The organism is Luteitalea pratensis, assembly GCF_001618865.1.
Taxonomy (GTDB): Bacteria; Acidobacteriota; Vicinamibacteria; order Vicinamibacterales; family Vicinamibacteraceae; genus Luteitalea; species Luteitalea pratensis.
The window spans coordinates 5,379,272-5,402,805 of sequence record NZ_CP015136.1; the positions used below are offsets into that span (position 1 = coordinate 5,379,272).

The window sequence follows — 23,534 nt, forward strand, 5'->3', positions numbered from 1 at the left end:
AGGCGGGCGCGCGAGCCGTTCCGCTCGCGAGCCGGAGCGCTGCGAATGCCGCGGTGACGCTGCCGTCGACCTGACTTGTCCGCCGTAGCCTTGGCGACGGTGGAAGGTCGACGGCTACGAATCGGCGCGGAGCGCTCGAGGCATTCTCACCACACGCAATCCCAGGGTGACGCCGTGCAGCCGCGAGCTGGGTCTGGACTTGGACGGCTCCGCCGGGGGCCTCGGTTGTGGTCACCGCTGCGTCAGGTCGCGGATCCAGATCTCGCGGAACTTCATGTCGCCGCTGCCGCCCGAGTGCAGCTGCAGGGAGATGCCGCCGTCGAACGACTTGGGCTGCGGGTCGACGAAGTCCACGAGCACCACGCCGTTGAGCCGCGAGATGTAGTGGTTGCCCACCACGGTCAGGTTGTACTCGTTCCACGCACCGCGCCGCACGACCATCTCGTCCTCGGGCTTGGGCCACACGATCCAGTTGCGCCCGTCGCCGTAGAGGCCACCCGTGTGGTGCATCGCCTGGCAGTCGATCTCGAACTGCAGCCCCTGCGTGATGGTGGGCGTGCCGGGCTTGAACTCGGAGTGGAAGAACACGCCGCTGTTGCCGTCGCCGTCGCACTTGAAGTGCATCGCGAGCTGGAAGTCCTTGTAGTTCTTCTCGGTGCGGAGGTAGCCGTAGGCCTTGGTCACGGCCACGCCGTGCAGGACACCGCCGGTCTCGACGGTCCACTGCTCATCGCCGATCTTCTGCCAGCCGGCGAGGTCCTTGCCGTTGAATATCTGCTCCCACTGCTCGCCGGGCAGCGTCGGGCGCGGCGTGCGGGGGGTCTGGGCGGTCTGTGGCGTCGCCGGGGTCTGGGCGGCCGGCGGCGCCTGCTTCGCGGAAACGCATGGCGGGGTCGCGGCGACGAGTACGAGGGCGAACGAGAGAGGGCGGAAGAATCGCATGCGCGGGACTATATCGCAGCGCTGCCGTAGTCGGCGCGGCGGGCCACCGGTCCCCTGCGAGACGCGTTCGGTGGCGTACCATACCAACAGTGGTCGCGACCTTCATCGTGTACGACGAGCTGGACCGGTGTCCGTATCTCGCCGGCCATGTGGCGCGTCTGCCGCTGAGGGTACCCGCGCGGCCGCTCACCCGGGCCGAGGTCGACGCGGCGCTCGCCGCTGGCGACCGTCGCCAGGGCGTGTTCCTTTATCGTCCGAGTTGCCCTGCCTGCCAGGCCTGCGAGCCAATCCGGATTCCCGTCAGCGACTTCACGCCGTCGGCGACCCACCGCCGGACACTGCGCGCCGGTGATGCCCGCTTCCGGTTGGAGATCGGCCGCCCCGTTGCTGACCAACAGCGTGCCGCGCTCTACGCGCGCCACAAGTGGGGCCGCGGCCTGACGACGAGCGACGATCACGAAGAGACGACCGACGTCGAGACTTACGCCGCGTTCCTCGTCGAGACCTGCTGCGAGAGCGTGGAGTTTTCGCTATGGGATGGCGACCGACTCGTGTCGGTGGCCGTGGCCGATCGCGGGGAGCGATCGCTCTCGGCCGTGTACTGCTGCTTCGATCCGGATGACGCGCGCTTCAGCCCCGGCACGTACACGATCCTGAAGCAGTGGCAGCACTGCGTCGCCGAGGGGATCCCGCACCTGTACCTGGGCCTGTACGTGGCCGAGTCGGCGCACCTGTCGTATAAGGCGAACTTCGTCCCGCACGAGCGGCGCATCGAGGGCGTCTGGACCCGGTTCGAGCGTGTGCCGGATGTCCCTGCGGCGCCTCGTCGCAACGACCCGTAGCGGGCTCGATGGTGGGGCGGCTGTGGTAGACTTGTCCGGTTGTTCCGCCGGCGCCCGCCGGCGTCAGGGCCTCGTACGCCGACGTAGCTCAGTTGGTAGAGCAGCTGATTCGTAATCAGCAGGTCGCCGGTTCAAGTCCGGCCGTCGGCTCCAAGCTAAACACCTCTCACACAAGCACTTACGACAGCTCACACCAAGGGCGGATGGGCTCGGATCTGATCGCTGGGGTCCACATGGGGTCCAGCCGGGGACGCCAGTCGGGGCCACTCAGGTCCAAGCCACACAGCGAGTTCAACTGATGGACATCTCCGACATCGCGCCACTACTACTACTTGGCCTCATCGTTGGCCTCTGGGTGAACAGCGAGAGGCGCGACGGATTGGTCGCATGCGACAGGTGCGGGCACCCGCGCCGTCTGCACTTTGAAATGTCGTTTCCCTCGATGGAACGGAAGCCCATGAAGAGGGGATGCGAGAGGTGCGAGTGTTCGGGGTTCATAAAGACAGACACAAGGGTGTAGATGCTGTCCTAGGCAGCGGCCAAAGTGGCCAGCCGGTCCTACACGGGATCGGGTGTTGCCAGCCGTGCCGAGCGTTCGGGCCGATGATCTGCCAGCTGGCCGATCACACCAGCCACCAGCCACGCAGGAAAAACGCAACCAGGAGCGCACCACAAGGCACCAGCCTGCCCACCAGCCGCACTGGCTGGCGTTCGTCGCTCCTGAGGCCTGCCAGCGCCTGCCACGACCACTAGGCGCATTGCTGCATCAATTCAGCGAGTTCCTGCCCTGCTGACACCCATGCATCGCGTTGTCAACCGGAGGTGCCCCTGACACTTGAAAACAGAAGACCGTCGAGTGCTTCGCCCCAAAAACGTCGAAGTAGTAGAGCACTCCGGTAGCGAACAGCGACACTCGACCATCCAAGAGAGCATCCACGTAGCTCTGGTTCGGAATGCTCGCGTCCATGTCGAGCACGGAGGTCACCGTCTCGCTGGGTCCGATGATCAGTGTCTTCGGCAGCTGCCCCTTCGTCAGGTCCGCAGCCTCGTCATCAGGTTTGGCCCGCATGTAGACGGCGCCCGCCACGGCGACACCCACAGCAGGCGTACTGCCATGGTTCCGAATCATGATCTGAACGCGGGGTACTTTTCCTGCTTCAACGTCGAAGTACTTCGCCTCGGTGATGGTCACCCATGCCCTGTGGCTCAGGGTCAGGTCTTGTCGCATCGTGGAAAGCTGAAAGAAGCTGACTGCCGCCGATGCAACTGCGATCACCAGTGCCGCGACCGCCACTACAAGTTCTGCGTTTAACTGCATTCGCGCCCCCTCCGCCGAACGCACCGGAACAGTCACCTGTTTACTGACCTGCGACCTGCGCCACTCCATGTCTGCCCTTTCACGCCTTGGAACCTCTCGCACTTAGGGCGACGCCTTATTCAAGACGGAAGTACATGAGCTTTTTCCGCACAAGAAGGTCTGCAAAGACCCCGTCATTAGGCGAGGAGTGACGGACGACGAACAAAATATCGACTTCGGAGATGGGAGCGCCTTTGTCGTTCTTTACCCACTTCTCAGTGTCAAAGTTCAAGCACTGAAACGAATAGACTGTGCCCAAGGCATCTCTTCCTGCGGGTCGCGGCGAACAAATGAGTAGACCCTCGATTGAGCGGGTGTCAATCATAGTTCCCCCTGCCAAATCGGCCTTGTCTGCAATGCGAATCGACGCAAAGCGGGCTGCTACAAGTTTCTTGTACCAGTAGGAAGCCACCGTGCCGTTCGCGTCAGCATGCTTCTGCTGCATTCTCACGTTCGCAGTGTCCGAACCGGATCGTCCGAACAGCGTGAAGGCGATGGCGGGCGCATCGATGTCCTTTCGGTCGATCTGGTACTCAACGTCCCCGGCGATGACGATGCCGGTCGCCAAGAACTCCGCTCCGGTTGGTGCCGCACCCTGAGACGACGGGAGCAGTTCGACGAGTGCTGCTAGCGCGAGAGCCGTGATCATGGAGTACGCCGCCTTCAATGGTCGTGGTCGTCGTCAATTCGACAGTATTTGGCGATAGCCTACCTCAACAGCACGGCATCTCACGTTCGGGGGGGCCCAATCGCTATGGCACGACGGCGCAGACGAGCGTCCTGCTCTCTTGCACATTTTCGGGACTTAGCCGTTTCGCGGCCTCAGCCGTTCGACCACCAGCTGCCCCGACAGCCACCTCGGATGCCCTGCGACGACAGGACGTGAGAACAGGGCGATCCGAGGTGGCCACCAGCCGACAACGTGACATGCGCACGCCATCGGTGCGTGGCCTGAGGCCATCAGGCACACGCGAGCACACCGAGCACGCGATCAGTGCGTGCGTGTCACTGCACCGTCGCCGTATCGCACGCAAACGACGCCAGCGTTTCGCGCACCTTCCAACATGTGGGCATGTCGCCGTACAGGTGCTGGTCGATCCAGTGCTGCGCCGATTGCCCATGCGCCGCTGCGAAGTAGCAATGACAGTGCGGACACGCCTGCATATGCTCGCTGGGATCCATCTGGACCAGCGCCCAATCTGGTGGTTGGCCGAGGGCTTGCCCACCGACCACAGCACCCATGGCGTAGCAGTGTTGTCCCAGCGTGCCTTCCAGATACGTCCAAGGCTTCACCACTACAAAGCGATCCGTTACAAAGCGATCCGTTCTACGCATCGTCCTACCTGCCATCTGTGCCTCCCTCGTGTGCGTGTGGTGGTGTGTCCTGTGTGTTCCGTTGCTACCCACGCGCCTGATCGTCGGTTGGCCGACCAGGCGCGTGGGTGCATTGGGTGCGTTGATGCTTACTTCTTGCCTGCCGGTGCTGGCACCTCGGCTCGTGTGCCGCCAGCACCAGGCGTAATGATCTGCGTGCCTTCGGTGTGCAGCACGCCGATGTCGAAGCGCATGGTCATGCGAATCACGGTGCTGTCGCGGTCGAACAGGTGCGACTCGTCATACCGCAGGATCACCTGATTCCTGATGCCGACCGCGATGGTCTGCATGTCGCTGACGACGCACGCTGTGCCGACATGTGGCGTGACGAACACGGGCACGCCGAACAGGCGCTTGACCGCGTCTCCGCTCGGATCGGGATTCAGCTGGTACCGCGTGTCGCCATCCTTCGCGAGACGCAAGGCACCCCACGTCGCACTCGACAGGAAGATCGCGCTCGGGGTCAGGTTCGCGCCCTCGACACGCTGGATCGCGCCTGCAATGGCGTCCAGGTCAATGGCTCCCACGAGTGGCGTGGTGACGATGCCGGGCTGGTTCAGGATGCCGCGCACGTTCGGCGGCGTGCCGTTGCCAGTGAACGCCTGCGTATCGAACAGGTCGCCTCCGGCCTTGTACAGATCCTGCTGAATGTACGCCCGCCCGTCTGGCACCGCATCGGCCAAAAACTCGTTGCTCGCGGGCACCATGACCGCACCCTTCTGCGCGGTCAGTACCACCTGCTCGAAGGTGGTCGCGGACTGCGGGATCGGTGCACCCTCCAGCACCATACCTGCAAGGACGCCACTGGCCGCCTTGGGAATGTTGAGGACGTGTGACGTCATCGTGAACACACGCGGTTCGGCGTCCAGAAAGACCGATCTGGCCCGAATGGCCTCGATCACCTCGGGCAAGTGCTGCACGGGTACCGCAAAGCCGCCCTCACTGGGGATGCCTTCGGACTGGCCTGCGCGAACCTCAGGCGAGGTCGGCAGCCACACCGCCTGCTCGTGACGCAGCAGGCCTCGACGCTCGATGCCACTAGCAGTCGAGCGCGTGCGACCAGCACCGGCATCGCTCACCACACTGCGAAACTCTGGAGTGCTGCCGTTCGGATTGGTGAACCGTGCGAGTGCCTGTGAGGCCTCGGCCTCAGCCTCGGCATCGGTGGTGTACTGGCGTGCCCGTGCCATCAGCGAGTCGTACTGGCTGCGTTCCTCAGTCGTCAGATCGCGATTGGCTGCGTCGGCTGTCTCGTGAATCGTTCGCGCCTCGGTCAGAGTCCGAGCCGCGTGCTTGGCTGCAAACATAAGTCACCTCGTACAGATGAACGCGTCAACCAGGCGCACGGACTCGCGAGCACGTTCCTGACGATCAACGCCTGACGAACGATCCTGACGGCTCGGTGCCGCGTGTCGTCGCGTGCGGATCGCGTGCGTTCGCTGCGTGTGTCGCGTGTCGCCTCGGTGACGCAGGTGATGTGCGACTAGCGAATCGCTCGCAGTCGCACCGTCAGTGCGTCGAGTTCACGCGCACGCAGCTGGCGACTCTCACACGTCACCAGTTCGGCTGCGTACTCGAGCGCACGAGGTTCGATGATCACGCCAGCCTCGCGATACGCAGGCCACGCGACAATCGACAGTTCAAAGACATCCACGTCGAGCAGCTGGCGCACTGGTGGTCGCGTGTCTGGCAGCCACTTGTCCGCGATGGTGCGAAAGCCGAACGAGACACCATCGAGATCGCCACGTCGCACCGACTCGATCAGATCGTGACCAGTCGGGCTGTTCGGTGGCTGCAACTCGAAACGCAAGCCGATGGCGTCTGGTATCAGTGTCAACGTGCCCGAGCGTGTCGAGCCGATCACCTTGGTGGGATCGTGGCCGATCAGTGCCTTGACGTCGCGACGTTCGCGCAAGCGTGCGAGCGCACCAGGTATCACTTCCTCGACGAACTCGGCACCGTTCGCGCCGTGCATCGGTTCACTGCGTTCGTTGAACCGTACCGCATAGCCCGTGAGCATCGGACCCTCGGCCCGATCCTGCAGACGTGCAGCCTCAGGCAGGCCACGTCGCTCCAGTGGCTGGCGTGTGTTACTCGTCTCACTCGTTGTCGTCGTCATCTGCGCTCCGTTGTCCGTGCGTGTGTGCGTGGCACGAGCAAGAGGCAGCGATCAGTGCATTGTGTCAGTGACTCACACCAGCCTGCACCTCGACGATGGTGGTCCGTTCGGGTGCCAGCATCTGCGCGATGCGGATGGCTGCACTCGCACACCGTAAGCGCATGTGATCCGATCCAGCTGCGGCCATCTGGCACACGTCGGCTGCAGCCTGCAACGCCGCGAACGGCTTCGCGAGTGGATCGCACGCACTGTCGGCGATCAGCCGCACGATGTCGAGTGCCAGTGCATCCATCTCTGGCTCCAGTGGGTTCGGTGTGTCAGTCGTCGGCATGATCTTACGCTTCCTGTTTGGGTGTCAGTCGATCAGTCGCCGTCGTCGGTGCTGCTGGTCGGACTGTCGGTCTCCAGTTCAGCACCGTGATCAGCCGACAGCCGTTCGCCTCGCGTACGTGGTACCGAGTCGCGTACCAGGTGCGAGGCGTGGTGGTGTTTCCGTTCACTGCCGACACAGGCGTCTCGACGCGTGGTGGTGCCTCGCGGTAGCGTCCGAAGAACTCATCGAGATTCATCCACAGCACATCCGTTCTCCCCTCTGACTCGTCCGTTTCGCACGCGCACGGGAGTACGCCCGTAGTACTCCCTAGTCCGTCTTAGAACCCTTAGATCTCTTAGATCTCTTAGATCTGATCTAGATCTTCTAGATGCGACCAGCTTCACGTCGCTCGCGTTCCTCGGCCGCACTGATCGAGTCACCCCACTGCACCTCGACATCGTGGAACGCCTGCGTCCACACATCAGCTTGGTGACTCAACCATGCGTACCACGCCTGCGTCTCTTTCGTGTGGGGACGGTACCGCAGCCGATAGACCGTCTGCAGCGTGGCCTGCGGCACCATATGCGCTGGCAGTGGCAACAGGACCACCGTGCCTGTGGCCTGCAGTGCCCGCACGTCGTTCCAGGCGTCGTGGTTCTTGCGCAGCATGGCCTGCACGACGGCCTCCGCAGCTGTTCCGACACGTGCCTCCTCTGGTGTGTCGTGCCCTTGCCACTCCGCAGGCCAGAACGTGATCGCCGTGGCCGCATCAGCGTCCGCAGACTCGGCAAGGCGCAGCACGCGGGTCAGCAATCCTGTCGCCCTCAGATCCTTGCAGCGGCACCACCACGCGTCGTAGTTGTCGGTACCGGACGCACCTGCACGCACCACGTGCGGTCTGATCAGATCGTCGTCTGGTGAGAGTGGCGTGTGCAGGCTGTGATTCGATGTGAAGGCGACCACGTGCCATGCCGGTGAACGGAACAGGACGTGCTTGTCCCATCGTTCGTGGAGCACGCATGGTGGGAGGCCACCGACACCGGGCAGATCGTGACGTTCGTACATGTCGACGAACAGGCGCAGCAACATGGGATCGGCGTATTCCCGCAGCAATTCCATCGGCGGCACGCGATTCCCTTCAACACCGAACACCACCGATTGCGGCACCCACGCGAAGATCCCAGCGCCGCTGTCGACAATGCTCCGCAGTCCGTCGCGAATCGACCTGACGAGTCCTTCTGCCTCCAGCGCCTGCAGTGCCTGCCGTGCCTGTGCTTTTGACATGCCGACGTGTGTGGCAATGCCGGTGGCACCCCATTTCGTCGTCGTCGTCTTACCCATGCGGCCCAGGTTCAGGCACACGAACGCCAGCGCGGCATTCATGCCGAGCGCGCACGCACGTGCCCACTGGCGCACATCGATGCGAGCGAAACGCGACTCGTGCCCGGTCATCGCGTCACCTCCGGCCTACCATTGGGGCCGTGCTCGACGACGAGGCTGTGATCGCGTGGCGCATCCGACGCTTCGCGAATCTGCCTCAGTCGCTCCAGCACGGCGGCGAGATCATCGAGGCCGCACCTGAGGTGGCGCAGCACCTCGTGCGCTTCACGTTCCAGCGCAGCACGCTCGTGGTGCGCAGTCATCGCCGCCTCGCCACAACGTCGAGCACGCACCTTGCGAGTTCCTCACCGGTCATGCCGACGACACCGGCGAGGTTGTGCAATAGCTCAGTCCGCACCGCCTTCTGTGCGTCGGTGGCCTGCGTCTGCACCGGATCGGCCTTGATGCGCTCGGCGGCATCCTGCGCCCAGAACATACACGTTGCGATGCGATCCTTTTCCGCCCAGTACGCTTCGCCTTCCTCGTCGTGCACGTTGGGGTCGCCAGATGGCGTAATATCGGTTTCGTTCATCGTTCTGTCCTCTGCTCACGCTACGCACGTGAGTCGAAATCACGCCTCGGTCTTGCCACAGACCGAGGCGTCGTGTTTTGTGATCACATAACCTGTCACTTACGTGCGGAGCGCAGTGCTGGTGTGGCCATGCCGTGCACGATCCAGTTCTGCACGGTGGCGCGAAACCACGCTTTGTGCCCACCAGGTAGCACCTTGTCTGGCTCAGGAAAGTAGTCATCCCTGATCCAGCGCCACAACGTCCCACGTGACTTGCCCACCATTACGCACACCTCCGGCGTGTCCAGTAGCACCCACGGATCGATGGGTGTGATCGGTTCACGAGCCACCGTGTTGCTGGCCAGCGGTGGCGGGCTGGTGCGATCCCCGTTCAACCAGGACAGGATGGCGCTGTGCTGGATGCGTCGGTCGCCACGGTGTGAGGTCTGGCACGCTCGGAGTTCTCCACGCTTGATCGCACGTCGCACAGACGCAGGCGTAATGCGCAGTGCCTTTGCGAGTTCGGCAGGCGTGGTCGGATCGGGCAGCTGCTGGATGCGCTCGAACATCGTGATCCCTCATGCGTCGAGCACAGGTGCTCGACCCACCGGATGGGTGGTGTGACTCGAGCGTCGAGTTAACGCACGCTTACGCGTACGCGTGATTGACGCAGCAATACAGAGCAGTTCGAGTTGGGGGCAACGGCACCGAGCGAGTCAGTGCGAGTCGAGGTCGAGTCGGAGTCGAGGTCGAGAGCGGGGACGTGCCGGGGACGATGATTTGCCCCCAGCGTCAGGTGCTCGGGCGTCAGCCTACGCCGTGTTTTGCTGAAACGCAATAGGGAAGATTCAGGCGCTGAAATGCCACGAGGGCTGCCAGCGTGTGCGATCACGCCACCAGCCCTCGCGATGACCGACGAACACCGAGCGAGTTATCCCGCCGACGACACCACGTGTCCGTGTGCCGTTGCTGCTGCTCGCACCACCTCGGCCCACTGGTGCAAGGCCTGACGCAGTTCAGGCAGGTAGCTGTGCTGGTTGTAGATGCCTGCCACCTTGCCGAGGGCATCAGCGTGATTGAGTAAGCGTCCGATCACATGTGGATGCACACCGAGGATCGCCATGTGCGTGGCACAGGCTCGACGCAGATCGTGTCCCTTCGCGTCGGCCACACCCAGTGCCTCAAGGCCTGTCGTCGTCGAGTGCTCATCCTTCGCGATCTCGACGGCACGCCATGCCCGATAGATGTCTGGTCCTGTCAGCTTGCTGTTCGGGAACACCCACACGCACTTGAGGGGCACACGGGCACGTTGGCGTGTCAGCACCTCGCGCAGTTCGGGTGTCACTGGCAGCACATGCGTGCGTCCGTTCTTGGGGTCTGGCTGTGTCCACAGGTCACCGGCAATGTCTTGCCAGCGCATCGCGGCGATCTCGCCACCACGCTGGCCGAGCAGCAGCCGTAGTCGCAGCTGGTCGGCCTGTGCTCCCTCGATCACGCCGTCACGTTCCAGTGTGTCGAGACCATTCCAGAACGTGCCGACTTCCTCTTTCGTGAGCACACGCTTGCGGGCACGTTCTTTCGTCGGCAGCGTGATCCCTGTGACGGGATTCGCCTCGATCCAATCGTGTTCCAGTGCGTAGCCGAACAGCTTGGAGCACAGCGCCTTGACACGATTCGCTTGCACTGGTGCCGACAGCTTGACGTGCTCGATCCGTTCGCGCACATCGCGTCGTGTGATCGACGACACCAGGCGTGTGCGCCAATCCGGCATCAGGTGCCGAGTGATGATCCGCTGGTCGTTGGCCCACGATTTCTTGCGAGGCTTGGCGTAGTGCTCGATGTAGAACTCGGCCAGCGCCTCGAACGTGTTCGCTCGGTCGGTCTGGATCTCAGCGACGGGATCGCGTCCCTCGTCAACCACGAGCAGCCGTTTGTTGGCCATCGCCCGTGCTTGCGCCAGCGTCATGCGCGTCACGTTCCCAATCGTGAGACGGCGTCGAACGCGTCCGACGCGATAGCGGACCACCCACACGGCCTTGTCGGGTCCAATCCGCAGCGACAGTCCCTCACACCCCGCATCCCACACGTCCTTGCGCTCGGCGTTGTCGGCCAGCAGCTTGGTCACCCTTTGGTCGGTCAGTCTCACACGCATCACACGTCTCCAGATGTGGCCGCAGGAACCGTCTCCAGTTGGACCCCACTGGGGTCCACTGGGGTCCAATTGGGGTCCAAATGGCAATACACACCGAAACGCAGTGTAGCAGTATTTCCTAAGTATTTCGCGAAATAAGGCCAATCACGCGACAGGATGAAACTCATTTTTGCTGATTCGTAATCAGCAGGTCGCCGGTTCAAGTCCGGCCGTCGGCTCCACGCTAAACACAACAAAACACATACCTTACAGGTCCCCTCCGCAGCCTCTGGCGCTATATCAGTTGCGATTGGTCAACGCATAGTCAACAAGGCGAGGCTAGGAGCAGCCCCGGCGACGAGTCAGCCTCGGCTGCGCGACGTTCGGCTGCAGACATACAGTCGGATTTTTGATCTGACCGCACTGCTGGGATACTCGACGCCGCCATGCGGGACCCCACCACGCCGCGCGTGTTCGTTTCCTACTCGCGCACCGACGGTCTAGAATTCGCACGCCGGCTGCAGACGGCGCTGGAAACCGAGGATCTTTCCCTTTACCGCGATCTCCACGATCTGGTAGGCGGTGAGGATTGGTGGCGCCAGGTCGAGGCCGCAATTCGTAGCGTCGAGCACGTGGTGCTGGTGTTGTCGCCGGCCGCGCTGCGCTCGCCCTACGTGGCGCGGGAATGGAAGCTCGCCAGGCAGGAGGGCAAGAAGGTTTCGCCGGTCTCTGGGCCAGGCGCGCTCGACTTCTCACAGTTGCCGCGTTGGATGGCGCGCGCGCATCGTCATGACATCGACATTCCCGAGAGTCTGGCGAGGCTCGTGCAGGTGCTCAAGGGCCCGGCCGGCGAGAAGCGTGTGCCCTTCATGGCCGATGCGCTGCCCGAGGGCTTCGTCGCGCGGCCCGAGGAATTCGACCGGCTCAAGCGCAGTCTGCTCGACGCGCGTGGCGAGCCCGTAGCCATCACTGCAGCGCTGCGTGGCGCTGGTGGTTACGGCAAGACCGCACTCGCCAACGCACTGTGCCATGACAGCGACGTTCAGGAGGCGTTCAGCGACGGCATCCTGCGCATTACGCTGGGCGAGAAGCCGGCCGATCTGGTCGGCAGCATCGCCGACCTGATCGAGACCCTCGTCGGCGAACGCCCGGCGTTCCGCGACATCGACCCCGCCAAGGTCGCGCTCGTAGACGCGCTCGATGATCGCCGCTGCCTGCTGGTGATCGACGATGCCTGGCGTGCCGAGGACCTGGCGCCGCTCTTGTATCGCGGACTGAGGAACCAGACCACGCGGCTCGTCACGACGCGCGACGATCGCGTCGTGCCGCGGGAGGTTCCCCGCATCGCCGTGGACGCGATGCAGTCGGGGGAAGCGCAGGCCATGCTGTCGCGCGGAATGCCCCCGGAGACGGCGGCGGCGCTGCGGCCACGGCTCGCTTCGCTCGCTGGTCGGCTGGGCGAGTGGCCGTTGGTGCTCGGCCTGGCCAATGGCGTAGTGCGGACCCGGATGTCGCGCGGCGCGACCGTCGGCGATGCGCTTGCCTACGTCGAACGCGCGATCGTGCACCGCGGGCTCGCGCAGGCATTCACGCCCGACGAACGCGCGTCCCGACGCCTTACCGCCTGGGGCACCTTGGAAGTTAGCCTCGAGCAACTCCGCACAGACGAGCGCGCGCGCTTCGCGGAACTCGCGGTGTTCGTCGAGGACGCCGAGATTCCCACGAGCGTCGCGCTTGGCCTGTGGCGGCAGACCGCGGCACTCGATCCACTCGATGGCGAGGATCTGCTCGTGCGCCTGGCCGACCTGTCGTTGTTGGTGGAACTCGATCTCGGCCGCGGCGTGCTGCGTCTCCACGACGTCGTGCGCACCCTGCTGCGCGACGGGCCGATCGCGGGGCGCCTCTCGGAGCTCGACCGCCTTCTGGTGACGCACTACCGAGAGGCCAACGACGGCGACCTGGCAGCGCTGAGAGATGTCTACGGCCTACGGCACCTGATGGCACATCTGAACAGCGCGGGTGAGCTCCAAGTGGCGCGGGGGCTGCTCACCGATCCGGCATGGCTCGCGAACAAGCTGCACCGCCTCGGCATCCAGCCGCTCCTTGCCGACTACGCCACGCTATCGCATCGTGACGCGACGCTGGACCTCGTCCGCGGGTCGCTCAGCTTGGCTGCTCCGGCGCTCGCGCGCAATGCAGGCGAGCTTGCCCAGCAACTCCTCGCACGCCTCGCGCCTGGAGATGCCAAGGGGTTGGACAAGTTCCTCGCGCACACGCGACGTCTGCTCGTACGTCCCACCTTGGTGCCACACCGTCCGACCTTCACGCCGCCTGGCGCCGAGCTGCGCCGGTACGAGGGACATGAAGAGAGTGTCACCAGCGTGACAGTCCTGGCCGACGGGCGACGCGCGCTCTCGGGGTCTAGGGACCGCACGCTGCGACTCTGGGATCTCGACACCGGCGCTGAGCTGCGCCGGTACGAGGGGCATTCGGAGTGGGTCACGAGCGTGACCGTGCTGGCTGACGGACGCCGCGCTCTCTCGGGGTATTCCGACGGCGCCCTGCGGCTATGGGATCTGGAGACCGGCGCCGAACTGCGACGGTTCGAGGGCCATGACAACGTGGTCACGAGCGCGACCGTGCTGGCTGACGGCCGTCGCGCTCTCTCGGCATCCGCGGATTGGACGCTGCGGCTCTGGGACCTCGAGAGCGGCGCGCAGCTGCACCGCTTTGACGGGCACGAAGATTGGGTCGCCAGCGTGGCCGTGCACGAACGCTACGTACTCTCGGGGTCCTCGGACCGTACGCTGCGCCTCTGGGATCTCGAGACCGGCGTTGAGCTACGTCGGTTCGAGGGGCACGAAGGCATGGTCACCAGCGTGACGGTACTGGCCGGCGGGGGCCGCGCGCTCTCGGGGTCTTGGGACCGCACACTCCGACTCTGGGACCTCGAGACCGGCGCCGAGTTGCGACGGTTCGCGGGCCATGACAACGGGGTCACGAGCGTGACCGTGCTGGCTGACGGCCGTCGCGCACTCTCGGCATCCGAGGATCGGACGCTGCGGCTCTGGGATCTCGACACCGGCGCCGAGCTGCGCCGGTTCGAGAGCCATGCAGGGCCGGTCACTAGCGTCACGGCGATGGCCGATGGGCGCCGCGCAATCTCGGCGTCCTGGGATCGGACGCTGCGGCTCTGGGATCTCGAGGCAATGCCCGAGCTGCCACGCTTTGGGGAGCACGAAGACAGGGTTAGTAGCCTGGCAGTGCTGGCCGACGGCCGTCGCGCACTCTCGGGGTCGTGGGATCGCACGCTGCGGCTGTGGGATCTCGAGACCGGCGTTGAGCTACGTCGGTTAGAGGCGCACCAGGGCCTCGTTACCAGCGTGACAGTCCTGGCCGACGGCCGTCGCGCACTCTCGGCATCCGACGATCAGACGCTGCGGCTGTGGGATCTGGAAACCGGCACCGAACTGCGGCGGTTCGAAGGCGATGACAGGGGAGGGAACTGCATAACGGTATTGCCTGGCGGGCGTAGTGCACTTCTTCGGACTGACGGTACGTTTCTGTCTGACGGTACAACGCTGCTGCTGTCGGCACTCGAGACCGGCGTTGAGCTGCGTCGGTTCGAGGGGCACGAAGGTAAGGTCACCAGCGTAGCGGTGTCGGCCGACGGACGCCGCGCTCTCTCGGGGTATTCCGACGGCACACTGCGGCTATGGGATCTGGAGACCGGCGCCGAACTAGGACGTTTCGGGCAGCATGAAGGTTGGGTCACGAGCGTGACCGTGCTGGCTGACGGCCGTCGCGCACTCTCGGCATCCGAGGATCGGACGCTGCGGCTCTGGGATCTCGACATGGGTGTCGAGCTGCACCGGTTTGCGGGACATAGAGCGTCGATCAACAGCGTCACGGTGCTGGCTGACGGCCGCCGCGCGCTCTCCGCGTCTGAGACGTTGCGGCTCTGGGATCTCGAGACCGGCGTTGAGCTACGTCGGTTCGAGGGGCACGAAGGCATGGTCACCAGCGTGACGGTACTGGCCGGCGGGGGCCGCGCGCTCTCGACATCCGACGATCAGACGCTGCGCCTCTGGGATCTCGAGACCGGCGTCGAGTTGGCGCGACTGACCTTCGATGCCTTGCCATATTCGCTCGCGTGGTCGTCGCAGCGAGGCGCCGCCGTGGTCGGCGATGCCCGCGGACGCGTGCACGTGATCGACCTCATCGAATGACGACGTCCGACTGATTGCTGGGTACGACCTTCTAGCGTCAGGCTGCGCGCATGGCGGGCAGCGAAGACCAGAACGTGTTGCCGGACGAAGCTGCTCCCCCGGGAGCGCTCCCCGGACTTCGCAGAGACGTCCTTGCTCGTCCCCTGCAGCTTCCGCCCGGGCCGCAGCTATCTCGAGGACTTCTGTTGATTCTGCGAGATGAACTCGCGAATCGCTCCCACAAACTCTGGACGCCCCGGCGCCCCACGCGCGCCACCGTGAGTTGCACCGGTAGGACAACCACCTTGTTCTACCCGTGGACGCGCCTTCGCGCTTGAGCACGCGGATCAGCAGGCCCCCGAGGACCCGGACGAGTAACGGGCGGCCAACATCTTCTGTTTTCTGACGACTCCTCAGGCGATCACTTCGCCGACCCGCGATTGCCGTTGAGCGCCGGCAGCTCCAGCAGGAAATAGGACAGGCTCGCAAGCGCCAGCGAGAGCGGGGCGCACACCAGGAAGGTCTTCCACACCGGCCAGGCGAACACCTCGTGGCAGATGTAGATCAGCGGATAGTGCCAGAGATACAGGCCGTAGCAGATGGCGCCCAGGTACAGCGACACCGGGTTCTGGAACGCGAAGCGCAGGCCCCAGCCGGTCGGGGTCTTCAGGAAAGACATGATGAGCGCCAGCGACAACAGTACGTAGAAGTGCTGTTGCCAGGCATACCAGGCCGGCACGACGACGTTCATCCGGGCGGCGCCCCACACCATCACGGCGACCATCGCCCACACCAGCCACGGCCGCGCGAGCCACGCGCACGCCGCCTGCACGGGCCGTGTGTCGAAGGTGATGGCCAGCAAGGCGCCCAGTGCCAGGCTGTCCAGGTGCATGTCGGTGCCGTTGTACATCCGTTCCCAGTTCGCCCCATGCAGCGCCAGCCACGAACGCCACGCCATGGTGGCCACCATCACCCCGCCGAGCGCGACCGCCCAGAAGGCCAGGCGCAGTGGCCGCTTGCCCGCCGCCGGCGCCACGCCACGTCCGCTCAGTGCGAGGAGGAGCCCGAAGATCGCCGGCCACAGCAGGTAGTACTGCTCCTCGATCGAAAGCGACCAGGTGTGCCCGATGTAATTCTGGTGCGGCACCCCGAAGGCGCGCAGCCAGTTGGCGAAGTAGAACAGCGTGCCGGCCACGTTCAGCAGTAGGGACGCGCGGTGCCCGAACCCCACCACGAAGAACAGCGCGATCGGGATCACCATCGCCAACAGCGCGGGGTACAGGCGGCGCAGGCGCCGCACGTAGAACGACGCGTAGTGGATCCTGCCGTCGGTGTGCCAATCCTTGAGCAGCAGCCGCGTGATGAAGAAGCTGCTCATCATGAAGAACGCGTCCATGAACAGGATGGCGCCCGGCAGCCACTCGTAGGAAACGTGCGCGACGAAGACGCCGATGGTCATCAGGCCACGCATGCCGTCCAGGGCGGGCCAGCGCGCAGACGAAGGCCGGACCGGCGAGTCGGCCACGACCGGCGTGGCCGCAGCCGCCTCAAACCGAGGATGGGACGTCGACATGGTCGCGGCAGGCCCGGGCGCAGGCGTTCGGCGATGCACACACACTCGGCTTCGAGAGCAGATGCGCCCGCAGCATCACAAGGTCGTCGTTTCGGTGAAGCGACTCGTTACGACGCCCGTGTCGCCGGAGACGTCCACACGCGCCGTACGGTCCGACAAGGTGGCGGGTAGCCACCGATGTCGCGGGTACACGCCTTGCGGCGCCAGGGCCGCATCGATAGGACCCAATCATGGAAGAGGTTACCACGTTCGTCGGCATCGATGCCTACGAGAAGGACGCAGCATCGAGATCCTGCCGCAGGAGCGGCGATGGTCGCGCGGCCGCCTCACACGACCATCACAAGGCGTGGTCCGGGCGGGCTCGAAGGCCCGCCACTGGCATTCACGAACGTCCGGGTCTGCCATCATTCCGCCGGCAGGGCGACGAGGAGACCGTTGGAGGCGCTCTCGCTGGCCGCTCCGCCGGTCACGGGCTGGACATCGAGCGTAGCGAGGACCGTCCCAGCAAGGCCTTGGACCGCTTCGATCACCGTGCCCGCGCGAGCGACGAGCACGCTGCCGGTGAACTCGCCGTTCTCGTGCAGTTGCGTCAGCATCCGGCGAATCGTGTCGGTCTGGTCTTGCGGTGATGTCGGCGCCTGCGCTGGCAGCGTGGCGGCGAGGCACGCAACGACGACGATGACAGCGAGTGAAACGACCCGGGATCTCACGGACACTCCCTGGCGCAGCTGTTCGCCGACGGCTGATGTACAACCGCCCGGTAGCGGCTACTCGCCCCGACGGATGCCCGCGAGCGTCTCTTCGTGCTCGCGCTCGAATCGCGCCAGGTCGCGCCGCAGCTCCTCTTCACGCTCCATGATCGCGGCCGGATCGAAGGTTCCCGAGACCGCGGTCTGGTGCATGATGCGCCGCTGCGCGACGCGCGCCTCGTACTGCTTCTTCGCCGCGGCGATGGCCTCCCGCTGCGCGTCGGTGAGCGACACCTGGGTGATGCCTTTCGCCTCATCCTGCTGCCGCAGCTTCTCCATCACGAGTTCGAGCCGGCTCTTCGGAGCGCCGTCGTTGGTCATGAGCCCATCGTAGTCGAGGCCGGCGTCGGCGTGGAGTGGCGAATTGTCGGTCGTTGATACTTTCGGCCAGATTTCATGTACCGGCGGGAATCGTGTCGCGAACGGATCACAGTCCCGCACCCACGATGGCGTATGCTCGTGAGCGAACGTACCGCGAGTGGATTGGTGGTCCCGAGCCGGTGCGCAGACATGACGCGGCGCCGTGGCAACGACGTGCCCGCAAGCCAGCCAGGAGGCATGACAGATGGACGGTGACCAAAGCGGACTCTCTCGGCGCAGCTTCGCGCAACGTCTCGGCCAGGTCGCCGCGGCGTCGACCCTGGCCACGCTGAACGCGCCAGCCGTACACGGCGCCGAAGGCAACGCGATCCAGTTCGCGCTGGTCGGCTGCGGCGGCCGCGGCACCGGCGCAATCGTCGATGCCATGGCCACCAAGAACGGGCCCCTGAAGCTGGTGGCGATGGCCGACATCTTCGAGGACAAGCTCACGCGCAGCTTCAAGTCGCTGGCCAACCGGATCGGCGATGGCATGGCCGTCAAGGACGACAACAAGTTTCTCGGCTTCGACGGCTACCAGAAGGCGATGGACGTGCTCAAGCCCGGCGACGTCGTCATCCTCGCGACGCCGCCCGCCTTCCGCTGGGTGCACTTCGACTACGCGATCAAGAAGGGCCTCAACGTCTTCATGGAGAAGCCGGTCACCGTCGACGGCCCCACCTCCAGGAAGATGTTCGAGCTCGGGCAGCAGTCGGTGCGCAAGAACCTCAAGGTCGGTGTCGGCCTGATGTGTCGCCATTGCGACGCCCGCAACGAGTTGCTGCGCCGCATCAAGGACGGCCAGATCGGCGAGATCGTCTCGATGCGCGCCTACCGCATGCATGGCCCGGGCGGATCGGCCTTCACCAAGAAGCAGGTGAAGAACGGCATCACGCCGCAGGTCGTCGGCGACGCCACGCAGCCGATGACCGAGGTCATGTACCAGCTGCGCCGGTTCCACGGCTTCCTGTGGGCGTCGGGCGGGATGTACTCCGACTTCTACATCCACAACATCGACGAGACCTGCATGATGAAGGAAGCCTGGCCGGTGAAGGCACAGGCCGTCGGCGGACGCCATTATCGTGGCGACTACGTCGATCAGAACTTCGACACCTACTCGGTCGAGTACACGTTCCCCGACGGCACCAAGCTGCACCTGGACGGCCGCACCATGACCGGCGCCTGGGCGGAGTTCGCCTCGTACGCGCACGGCACGAAGGGCCTGGCGGTGATCTCGTCGAAGGAGCACACGCCGGCGCGCAGCCGCATCTACTCGGGGCACAATCCAGACCCGGCCAACCTCGCCTGGGCGTATCCCGAGAACGAGCGCAACCCGTACCGCGTGGAGTGGCTCGACCTCATCGACGCGATCCGGAACGACCGCCCCTACAACGAGGTGCGGCGCGGCGTCGAAGCGAGCCTCGTGACCAGCATGGGGCGCATGGCCGCACACACCGGCCGCGTCATCACCTACGACGAGATCCTCAACGGCACCCACGAGTTCGCCCCGGGCGTCGACACGCTGACGATGGACGGCCCCGCACCGGTGGTCGCGGATGCCGACGGCCGCTACCCGGTGCCCATGCCTGGCCTGGTCACCGACCGCGAATACGGCATCCCGCCGTCGCTCCCCACATCCGCTGCCGCGCAGCTGCCCTGACTGCACTAGTTGGAAGCTGCACTCGAACGGGCGCGTCTCCGGACGCGCCCGTTGCCATTTCCGGTAGCATGCCTCGATGCTGACCCTGAGGGGCCACCGGGCCCTCGTCACCGGCGCAACCCAGGGCGTCGGCCGCGCCATCGCCGTGGCCATCGCCAGGGCGGGCGCCGACGTCGTCCTGCACGGACTGCGCAGCGACCCGCAGGCCGATCAGACCCGCGCTCAATGTGCCGCATTGGGAGTTCAGGTCGCGGTGGTCGAGGGCGATCTCTCCTCGCGCCCCGTCGCGGCGACCGAACGCCTCTTCCGTGAAGCGACGGCGGCGATGCCAGCCATCGACCTGCTGGTCAACAACGCCGGCACCTGCCTCGACACGATGCACTTCCTGGATGTCAGCGCCGATCTGTTCGAGCGCACCATGCGCCTGAACGTGCACGCGCCGTTCTTCCTGACGCAGCAGTTCGCACGCCGCTGGGTGGAACAGGGCACGCAGGGGCGCGTGCTCTTCACGGGATCGATCAACGGCCGCCTCGCCGAGTCGAATCACGCGGCCTACGACACGTCGAAGGGAGCCGTCGAGATGATGGTGAAGACACTGTGCGTCTCGCTGGCGCCGAAGGGCATCCGCGTCAACGGGATGGCTCCCGGCCTGGTCAGGACCCCGCTCACGGAGGCGTTCCTGTCCGATCCAAAGGCGATGGCCTGGATGCAGATGCACACGCCGAACCGCGCGGTGCCGGGGCCCGAGGTGTGTGGCGAAGCCGCCGCCTTCCTGCTCAGCGACGCCGCCTGGCACATCCACGGCCAGATGCTGCTGGTGGACGGCGGGATGAGCGCCTGGCAGCAGCCCGATCCGCCGCCCGGCCAGCCGACTACTATTCCTTGACGATGCCGATCGGGTGCGCGGTGGTGCAATCGACGCGCAGCAGTTCGTGCTCGCCCACACCGTACTTGCCCGCGGTCACGCGGTAGTCGCCCTGCCCATTGTGCAGGGTACGTACGAGCTGGATGGTGCTCTTGTCCTGCATGTCGAGCAGGGCCGCCAGGCACACCGTGCCCAGGTTCGGATAGCCGTCCTCGCGCACGAACGTGCCCGGCGTGCCCGTGGCCGGCCGATCGATCTTCTCCGGGGTCGTCGTGACCTTCATGGTGGAGCAACCACCGGAAGCCGCGAGGATCACCACTCCTGCCAGTACACGTGCACGCATCGTTGTCTCTCCAGGATGCCGCGCGGGGCTCGAGCCGTCCCTGCCCGCGGGTCTGCGTGAAAGGAAATCGGCTCGTTCGACCCGAAGCTTCAATCGGGGCCCCAGGGGTCGTCGCTCCCCTGTCCGGACACCGCGGCGTGATGACACAATGCCGCGACCCGGAAACCAAGCATGCGCTGGATTCCCTCATTGTCCTCGGCACCCTCGGCAGCGTCGGCGTGACGCTCCTGGCGCAGACCCCGGCCGTGGCCCCCCTGGCCATCGTCGTGGATACCGATCACCCGGGCGCCGACATCGCCCCGACGATGTACGGCATCTTCTTCGAGGACATCAACTTCGGCGCGGATGGCGGCCTCTATGCCGAGAAGATCAAGAACCGCTCGTTCGAGTTCGCCGACGCGATGATGGGGTGGAAGCGGGCCTGGGTGGACGGCACGGCCGGCGCCGTCGACGTCCGAGCCGATACCGGGCCAGGACCCGCCAATCCCCACTACCTGCGCGTCCGGTCGGACCGCGGCCGCTTCGGCGTCGTCAACGACGGCTTTCGCGGCGTCGGCGTGCGCAAGGGCGAGCGCTCCCGATGCGACCGAGCACGCTGCGCGCCGCGGTTGCGGAGGCGGCGTTCATGACCGGCCTCGAGCGCAACGCCGACGTCGTACGCCTGTCCGCGTATGCCCCACTGCTCGCGCACATCGACGCCTGGCGGTGGACGCCGAACCTGATCTGGTTTGACAACCTGCGCGCATTCGGCACGCCGTCGTACCGCGTGCAGCAGTTGTTCGGTGCCCACCGCGGCGCGCGTGTCCTGCCATTGACGATGGAGGGCTCGCCAGCCAACGGCACACGCGGCGTGTTCGCGAGCGCCGCGATGGCTGACGATGGCACCACGGTCATCCTGAAGCTCGTGAACCCGTCGTCAACGGCCATGCCCGTGTCGCTCTCGGTGGGTACCACGGCGACATCTGCCGAGACCTGGGTCCTCACGGGTCCGCCGGATGCCGAGAACACGTTCGCGCAGCCCGACCGCGTCCGCCCGTCGCACGAGTCCGTCACTGTTACGGGAGGTCGCCTGGAGCGGACGCTGCCGGCCAGTTCGTTCAGCGTAATTCGCGTCGCGCGCCGATGAGCGCGTCCCGATCCTCTGGCGTGACGATCCAGCCTCGTAGACGTAGCCGCGCACCGCCGCGGGACGATCAGGCCCTGGTCCACCAACGCCGCGAACATCGGGCCGTCGCCGTACGCGCGGACGGGCAGCTGGGCCGTCGCCAGCAGTACGAAGCAAAGACCGGCAAACGCCGTCAGCAGCCGGACGGCCGGTTGATACTTCCGAGTGCCGTAAGGAGCACTCGACACAACCTTCGTGGCCGGCGGAGGGAACAGCCGGGGCGCGCGTGTCCCCGGTGGTGACACGCCTTCCTGGGGTGGTGTCGTTACACTACGCAATCATGACCGACAAGTCAGGGCCATTGCGACGCCTCATCGACGTCCGTCCCGGGGAGACGGCGGCGCTGTTGTGGGCCTCGCTGTTCTACTTCAGCGTGCTGTTTGCCTACTACGTCATCCGCCCCATCCGCGACGCGATGGGAGCCGAGAGCGGTGTCGAAAAGCTGCCGTGGCTGTTCACCGGCACGTTGATCGCGATGCTGCTGGTCAACCCGCCGTACGCGGCGCTGGTCTCCCGACTGCCGCGGCTGCGGTTCATCAGCGTCACCTACCGGTTCTTCCAGGCCAACCTGCTGGTGTTCTTCGCGCTGTTCCTCATGGGCGGCGCGGTCGTGCAGAAATGGGCAGGCGGCGTGTTCTTCGTCTGGACGTCGGTCTTCAACCTCTTCGTCGTGTCGGTCTTCTGGGCCTTTCTGGTGGACGTCTTCAGCCGCGAACAAGGCAAGCGCCTGTTCGGGTTCATCGCCGCCGGCGCCACGGTCGGTGCGCTTCTCGGATCGTCGGTGCCTGCGTTCCTCGCCGAACGTATTGGCGCGACGCCTCTGCTGCTCGTGTCGGTGGTGCTCCTGGAGATCGCCGTGCTAGCCATGCGGCGCCTCTCGGCCATCGCCACCGCGCTGCAGACCGCGACGGGCGTGGCACGCGAAGAAGCCCCGATCGGCGGAGGCATGATGGCCGGCGTCTCCCGCGCGCTGAGCAGCCCCTATCTGCTCAATGTGGCCGTCTACATGCTGCTCTACACGTTCACGTCCACGGTGCTCTACTTCCAGCAGGTGGACATCGCCGCCCACACCTTCTCCACGCGTGAAGCGCGCACGGCGTTCTTCGGACGCGTGGACCTGGCAGTCAACGCGTTGACCCTGCTGACGCAACTGTTCCTCACCAGCCGCATCCTCAAGGCTCTCGGCGTCGCACTGACGCTGTCGATTCTGCCGCTCTTCAGCGTGCTGGGCTTTGGCTGGCTCGGCATGATGCCGACCATCACCGCCATCGTGGCGCTGCAGGTGACGCGTCGCGCCGGCAACTTCGCGATCGCACGTCCAACGCGCGAGTTGCTGTTCACCGTGCTGTCGCGAGAGGACAAGTACAAGGCCAAGAGCTTCATCGACACGGCGGTCTACCGCCTCGGCGACCAGGTCGGCGCGTGGTCGTACACGGCGCTCGGCGCGCTGGGCCTGGCACTCCCTGGCATTGCACTCTACGTCGCCGTCCCCGTCTCGGCGGTGTGGCTGCTGAACGCGTTCTGGCTGGGCCGCCGCCAGGAGAAGCTCGCCCGGGCGGGCGAACTCGACGGGCCCGCGGTCAGCAGGGCCACGGCCTCCTGACCGACTGCGGGACTCCCCCTGACGGTCGAGGGAACTTCCTTC

The 23,534-nt window shown here is 65.3% G+C and carries 23 protein-coding genes and 1 tRNA gene; 8 read left to right on the forward strand and 16 right to left on the reverse strand.

Annotated features, from left to right (window positions below):
• Nucleotides 1–231 precede the first annotated feature (231 nt).
• A complete protein-coding gene (locus tag LuPra_RS22595) occupies nt 232–942 on the reverse strand; it encodes a 3-keto-disaccharide hydrolase (RefSeq protein WP_157899546.1) in 711 nt (236 codons plus the stop codon).
• A gap of 89 nt (nt 943–1,031) precedes the next feature.
• Here LuPra_RS22595 and LuPra_RS22600 point away from each other — a divergent pair, with 89 nt between their 5' ends.
• Both LuPra_RS22600 and LuPra_RS22605 read left to right on the forward strand, forming a co-directional pair.
• Entirely contained in the window at nt 1,032–1,784 is a 753-nt protein-coding gene (locus LuPra_RS22600) for an arginyltransferase (RefSeq protein ID WP_234800511.1), read from the forward strand.
• Between the two features lie 77 nt (nt 1,785–1,861).
• Nucleotides 1,862–1,937, forward strand: a tRNA-Thr gene (locus LuPra_RS22605).
• Between the two features lie 613 nt (nt 1,938–2,550).
• Here the strand turns inward: LuPra_RS22605 and LuPra_RS22610 are convergent.
• The 11 genes from LuPra_RS22610 to LuPra_RS22665 all read right to left on the reverse strand — a co-directional run bounded on the left by LuPra_RS22610 (nt 2,551) and on the right by LuPra_RS22665 (nt 10,990).
• A complete protein-coding gene (locus tag LuPra_RS22610; protein ID WP_110172852.1) occupies nt 2,551–3,171 on the reverse strand; it encodes a hypothetical protein in 621 nt (206 codons plus the stop codon).
• 46 nt (nt 3,172–3,217) lie between these two features.
• Nucleotides 3,218–3,790 (reverse strand): hypothetical protein, encoded by a 573-nt coding sequence (locus LuPra_RS22615; RefSeq protein WP_110172853.1) that lies wholly within the window; start codon nt 3,788–3,790, stop codon nt 3,218–3,220.
• Nucleotides 3,791–4,146: 356 nt separating this feature from the next.
• Nucleotides 4,147–4,476 (reverse strand): hypothetical protein, encoded by a 330-nt coding sequence (locus LuPra_RS22620; RefSeq protein WP_162271473.1) that lies wholly within the window; start codon nt 4,474–4,476, stop codon nt 4,147–4,149.
• 128 nt (nt 4,477–4,604) lie between these two features.
• Entirely contained in the window at nt 4,605–5,822 is a 1,218-nt protein-coding gene (locus LuPra_RS22625; protein WP_110172855.1) for a phage major capsid protein, read from the reverse strand.
• Between the two features lie 176 nt (nt 5,823–5,998).
• Nucleotides 5,999–6,634 carry an HK97 family phage prohead protease gene (locus LuPra_RS22630; protein ID WP_110172856.1) on the reverse strand — a complete coding sequence of 212 codons (636 nt, stop codon included), beginning with the start codon at nt 6,632–6,634 and terminating at the stop codon, nt 5,999–6,001.
• 64 nt (nt 6,635–6,698) lie between these two features.
• A complete protein-coding gene (locus tag LuPra_RS22635; protein WP_157899548.1) occupies nt 6,699–6,965 on the reverse strand; it encodes a hypothetical protein in 267 nt (88 codons plus the stop codon).
• Between the two features lie 366 nt (nt 6,966–7,331).
• On the reverse strand, nt 7,332–8,399 hold the full coding sequence (locus LuPra_RS22645) for a helix-turn-helix domain-containing protein (RefSeq protein WP_110172859.1): 1,068 nt from the start codon (nt 8,397–8,399) through the stop codon (nt 7,332–7,334).
• Complete coding sequence (locus tag LuPra_RS22650; RefSeq protein ID WP_110172860.1) at nt 8,396–8,590, reverse strand: hypothetical protein; 195 nt, start codon at nt 8,588–8,590, stop codon at nt 8,396–8,398. Before LuPra_RS22650 ends, LuPra_RS22645 begins: the two co-directional genes overlap by 4 nt.
• Nucleotides 8,587–8,859, reverse strand: a complete 273-nt coding sequence (locus LuPra_RS22655) for a hypothetical protein (protein ID WP_110172861.1) — start codon at nt 8,857–8,859, stop codon at nt 8,587–8,589. The genes LuPra_RS22650 and LuPra_RS22655 overlap by 4 nt, the downstream gene beginning before the upstream one ends.
• 95 nt (nt 8,860–8,954) lie before the next feature.
• Nucleotides 8,955–9,407, reverse strand: coding sequence for a helix-turn-helix domain-containing protein (locus LuPra_RS22660; RefSeq protein WP_110172862.1), 453 nt, complete (start codon nt 9,405–9,407; stop codon nt 8,955–8,957).
• Between the two features lie 362 nt (nt 9,408–9,769).
• The gene (locus LuPra_RS22665) at nt 9,770–10,990 is read right to left on the reverse strand and encodes a tyrosine-type recombinase/integrase (RefSeq protein WP_110172863.1); all 1,221 of its coding nucleotides are present in this window, start codon (nt 10,988–10,990) and stop codon (nt 9,770–9,772) included.
• Between the two features lie 425 nt (nt 10,991–11,415).
• On the opposite strand from LuPra_RS22665, the gene LuPra_RS22675 reads away from it, so the two are divergent.
• Entirely contained in the window at nt 11,416–15,198 is a 3,783-nt protein-coding gene (locus LuPra_RS22675) for a TIR domain-containing protein (RefSeq protein ID WP_110172864.1), read from the forward strand.
• Between the two features lie 400 nt (nt 15,199–15,598).
• On the opposite strand, the gene LuPra_RS22680 is transcribed toward LuPra_RS22675, so the two are convergent.
• The 3 genes from LuPra_RS22680 to LuPra_RS22690 form a co-directional block, all read right to left on the reverse strand.
• Nucleotides 15,599–16,750 carry an acyltransferase family protein gene (locus LuPra_RS22680; RefSeq protein ID WP_110172865.1) on the reverse strand — a complete coding sequence of 384 codons (1,152 nt, stop codon included), beginning with the start codon at nt 16,748–16,750 and terminating at the stop codon, nt 15,599–15,601.
• A 404-nt stretch (nt 16,751–17,154) separates the two neighbouring features.
• Nucleotides 17,155–17,460, reverse strand: a complete 306-nt coding sequence (locus LuPra_RS22685) for a hypothetical protein (RefSeq protein WP_157899549.1) — start codon at nt 17,458–17,460, stop codon at nt 17,155–17,157.
• Nucleotides 17,461–17,517: 57 nt separating this feature from the next.
• Nucleotides 17,518–17,820: a hypothetical protein gene (locus LuPra_RS22690; RefSeq protein WP_157899550.1), complete on the reverse strand. Its 303-nt coding sequence runs from the start codon at nt 17,818–17,820 to the stop codon at nt 17,518–17,520.
• A gap of 244 nt (nt 17,821–18,064) precedes the next feature.
• On the opposite strand from LuPra_RS22690, the gene LuPra_RS22695 reads away from it, so the two are divergent.
• Together LuPra_RS22695 and LuPra_RS22700 are read left to right on the forward strand one after the other, a co-directional pair.
• The gene (locus tag LuPra_RS22695) at nt 18,065–19,516 is read left to right on the forward strand and encodes a Gfo/Idh/MocA family protein (protein WP_110172868.1); all 1,452 of its coding nucleotides are present in this window, start codon (nt 18,065–18,067) and stop codon (nt 19,514–19,516) included.
• 76 nt (nt 19,517–19,592) lie between these two features.
• Complete coding sequence (locus LuPra_RS22700; RefSeq protein WP_110172869.1) at nt 19,593–20,402, forward strand: SDR family NAD(P)-dependent oxidoreductase; 810 nt, start codon at nt 19,593–19,595, stop codon at nt 20,400–20,402.
• Here LuPra_RS22700 and LuPra_RS22705 read toward each other — a convergent pair.
• Nucleotides 20,392–20,724 carry a hypothetical protein gene (locus tag LuPra_RS22705; RefSeq protein ID WP_162271257.1) on the reverse strand — a complete coding sequence of 111 codons (333 nt, stop codon included), beginning with the start codon at nt 20,722–20,724 and terminating at the stop codon, nt 20,392–20,394. The two genes, LuPra_RS22700 and LuPra_RS22705, sit on opposite strands and share 11 nt — an antisense overlap.
• 140 nt (nt 20,725–20,864) lie before the next feature.
• Between LuPra_RS22705 and LuPra_RS33420 the strand changes: the two genes are divergently transcribed.
• From LuPra_RS33420 to LuPra_RS22715, 3 genes are all read left to right on the forward strand, one after another.
• Entirely contained in the window at nt 20,865–21,353 is a 489-nt protein-coding gene (locus LuPra_RS33420; protein ID WP_169812028.1) for a hypothetical protein, read from the forward strand.
• Nucleotides 21,305–21,850 carry an alpha-L-arabinofuranosidase C-terminal domain-containing protein gene (locus LuPra_RS33425; RefSeq protein WP_169812029.1) on the forward strand — a complete coding sequence of 182 codons (546 nt, stop codon included), beginning with the start codon at nt 21,305–21,307 and terminating at the stop codon, nt 21,848–21,850. Before LuPra_RS33420 ends, LuPra_RS33425 begins: the two co-directional genes overlap by 49 nt.
• Nucleotides 21,851–22,169: 319 nt before the next feature.
• On the forward strand, nt 22,170–23,492 hold the full coding sequence (locus LuPra_RS22715) for an NTP/NDP exchange transporter (protein ID WP_110174827.1): 1,323 nt from the start codon (nt 22,170–22,172) through the stop codon (nt 23,490–23,492).
• Nucleotides 23,493–23,534: the final 42 nt, after the last annotated feature.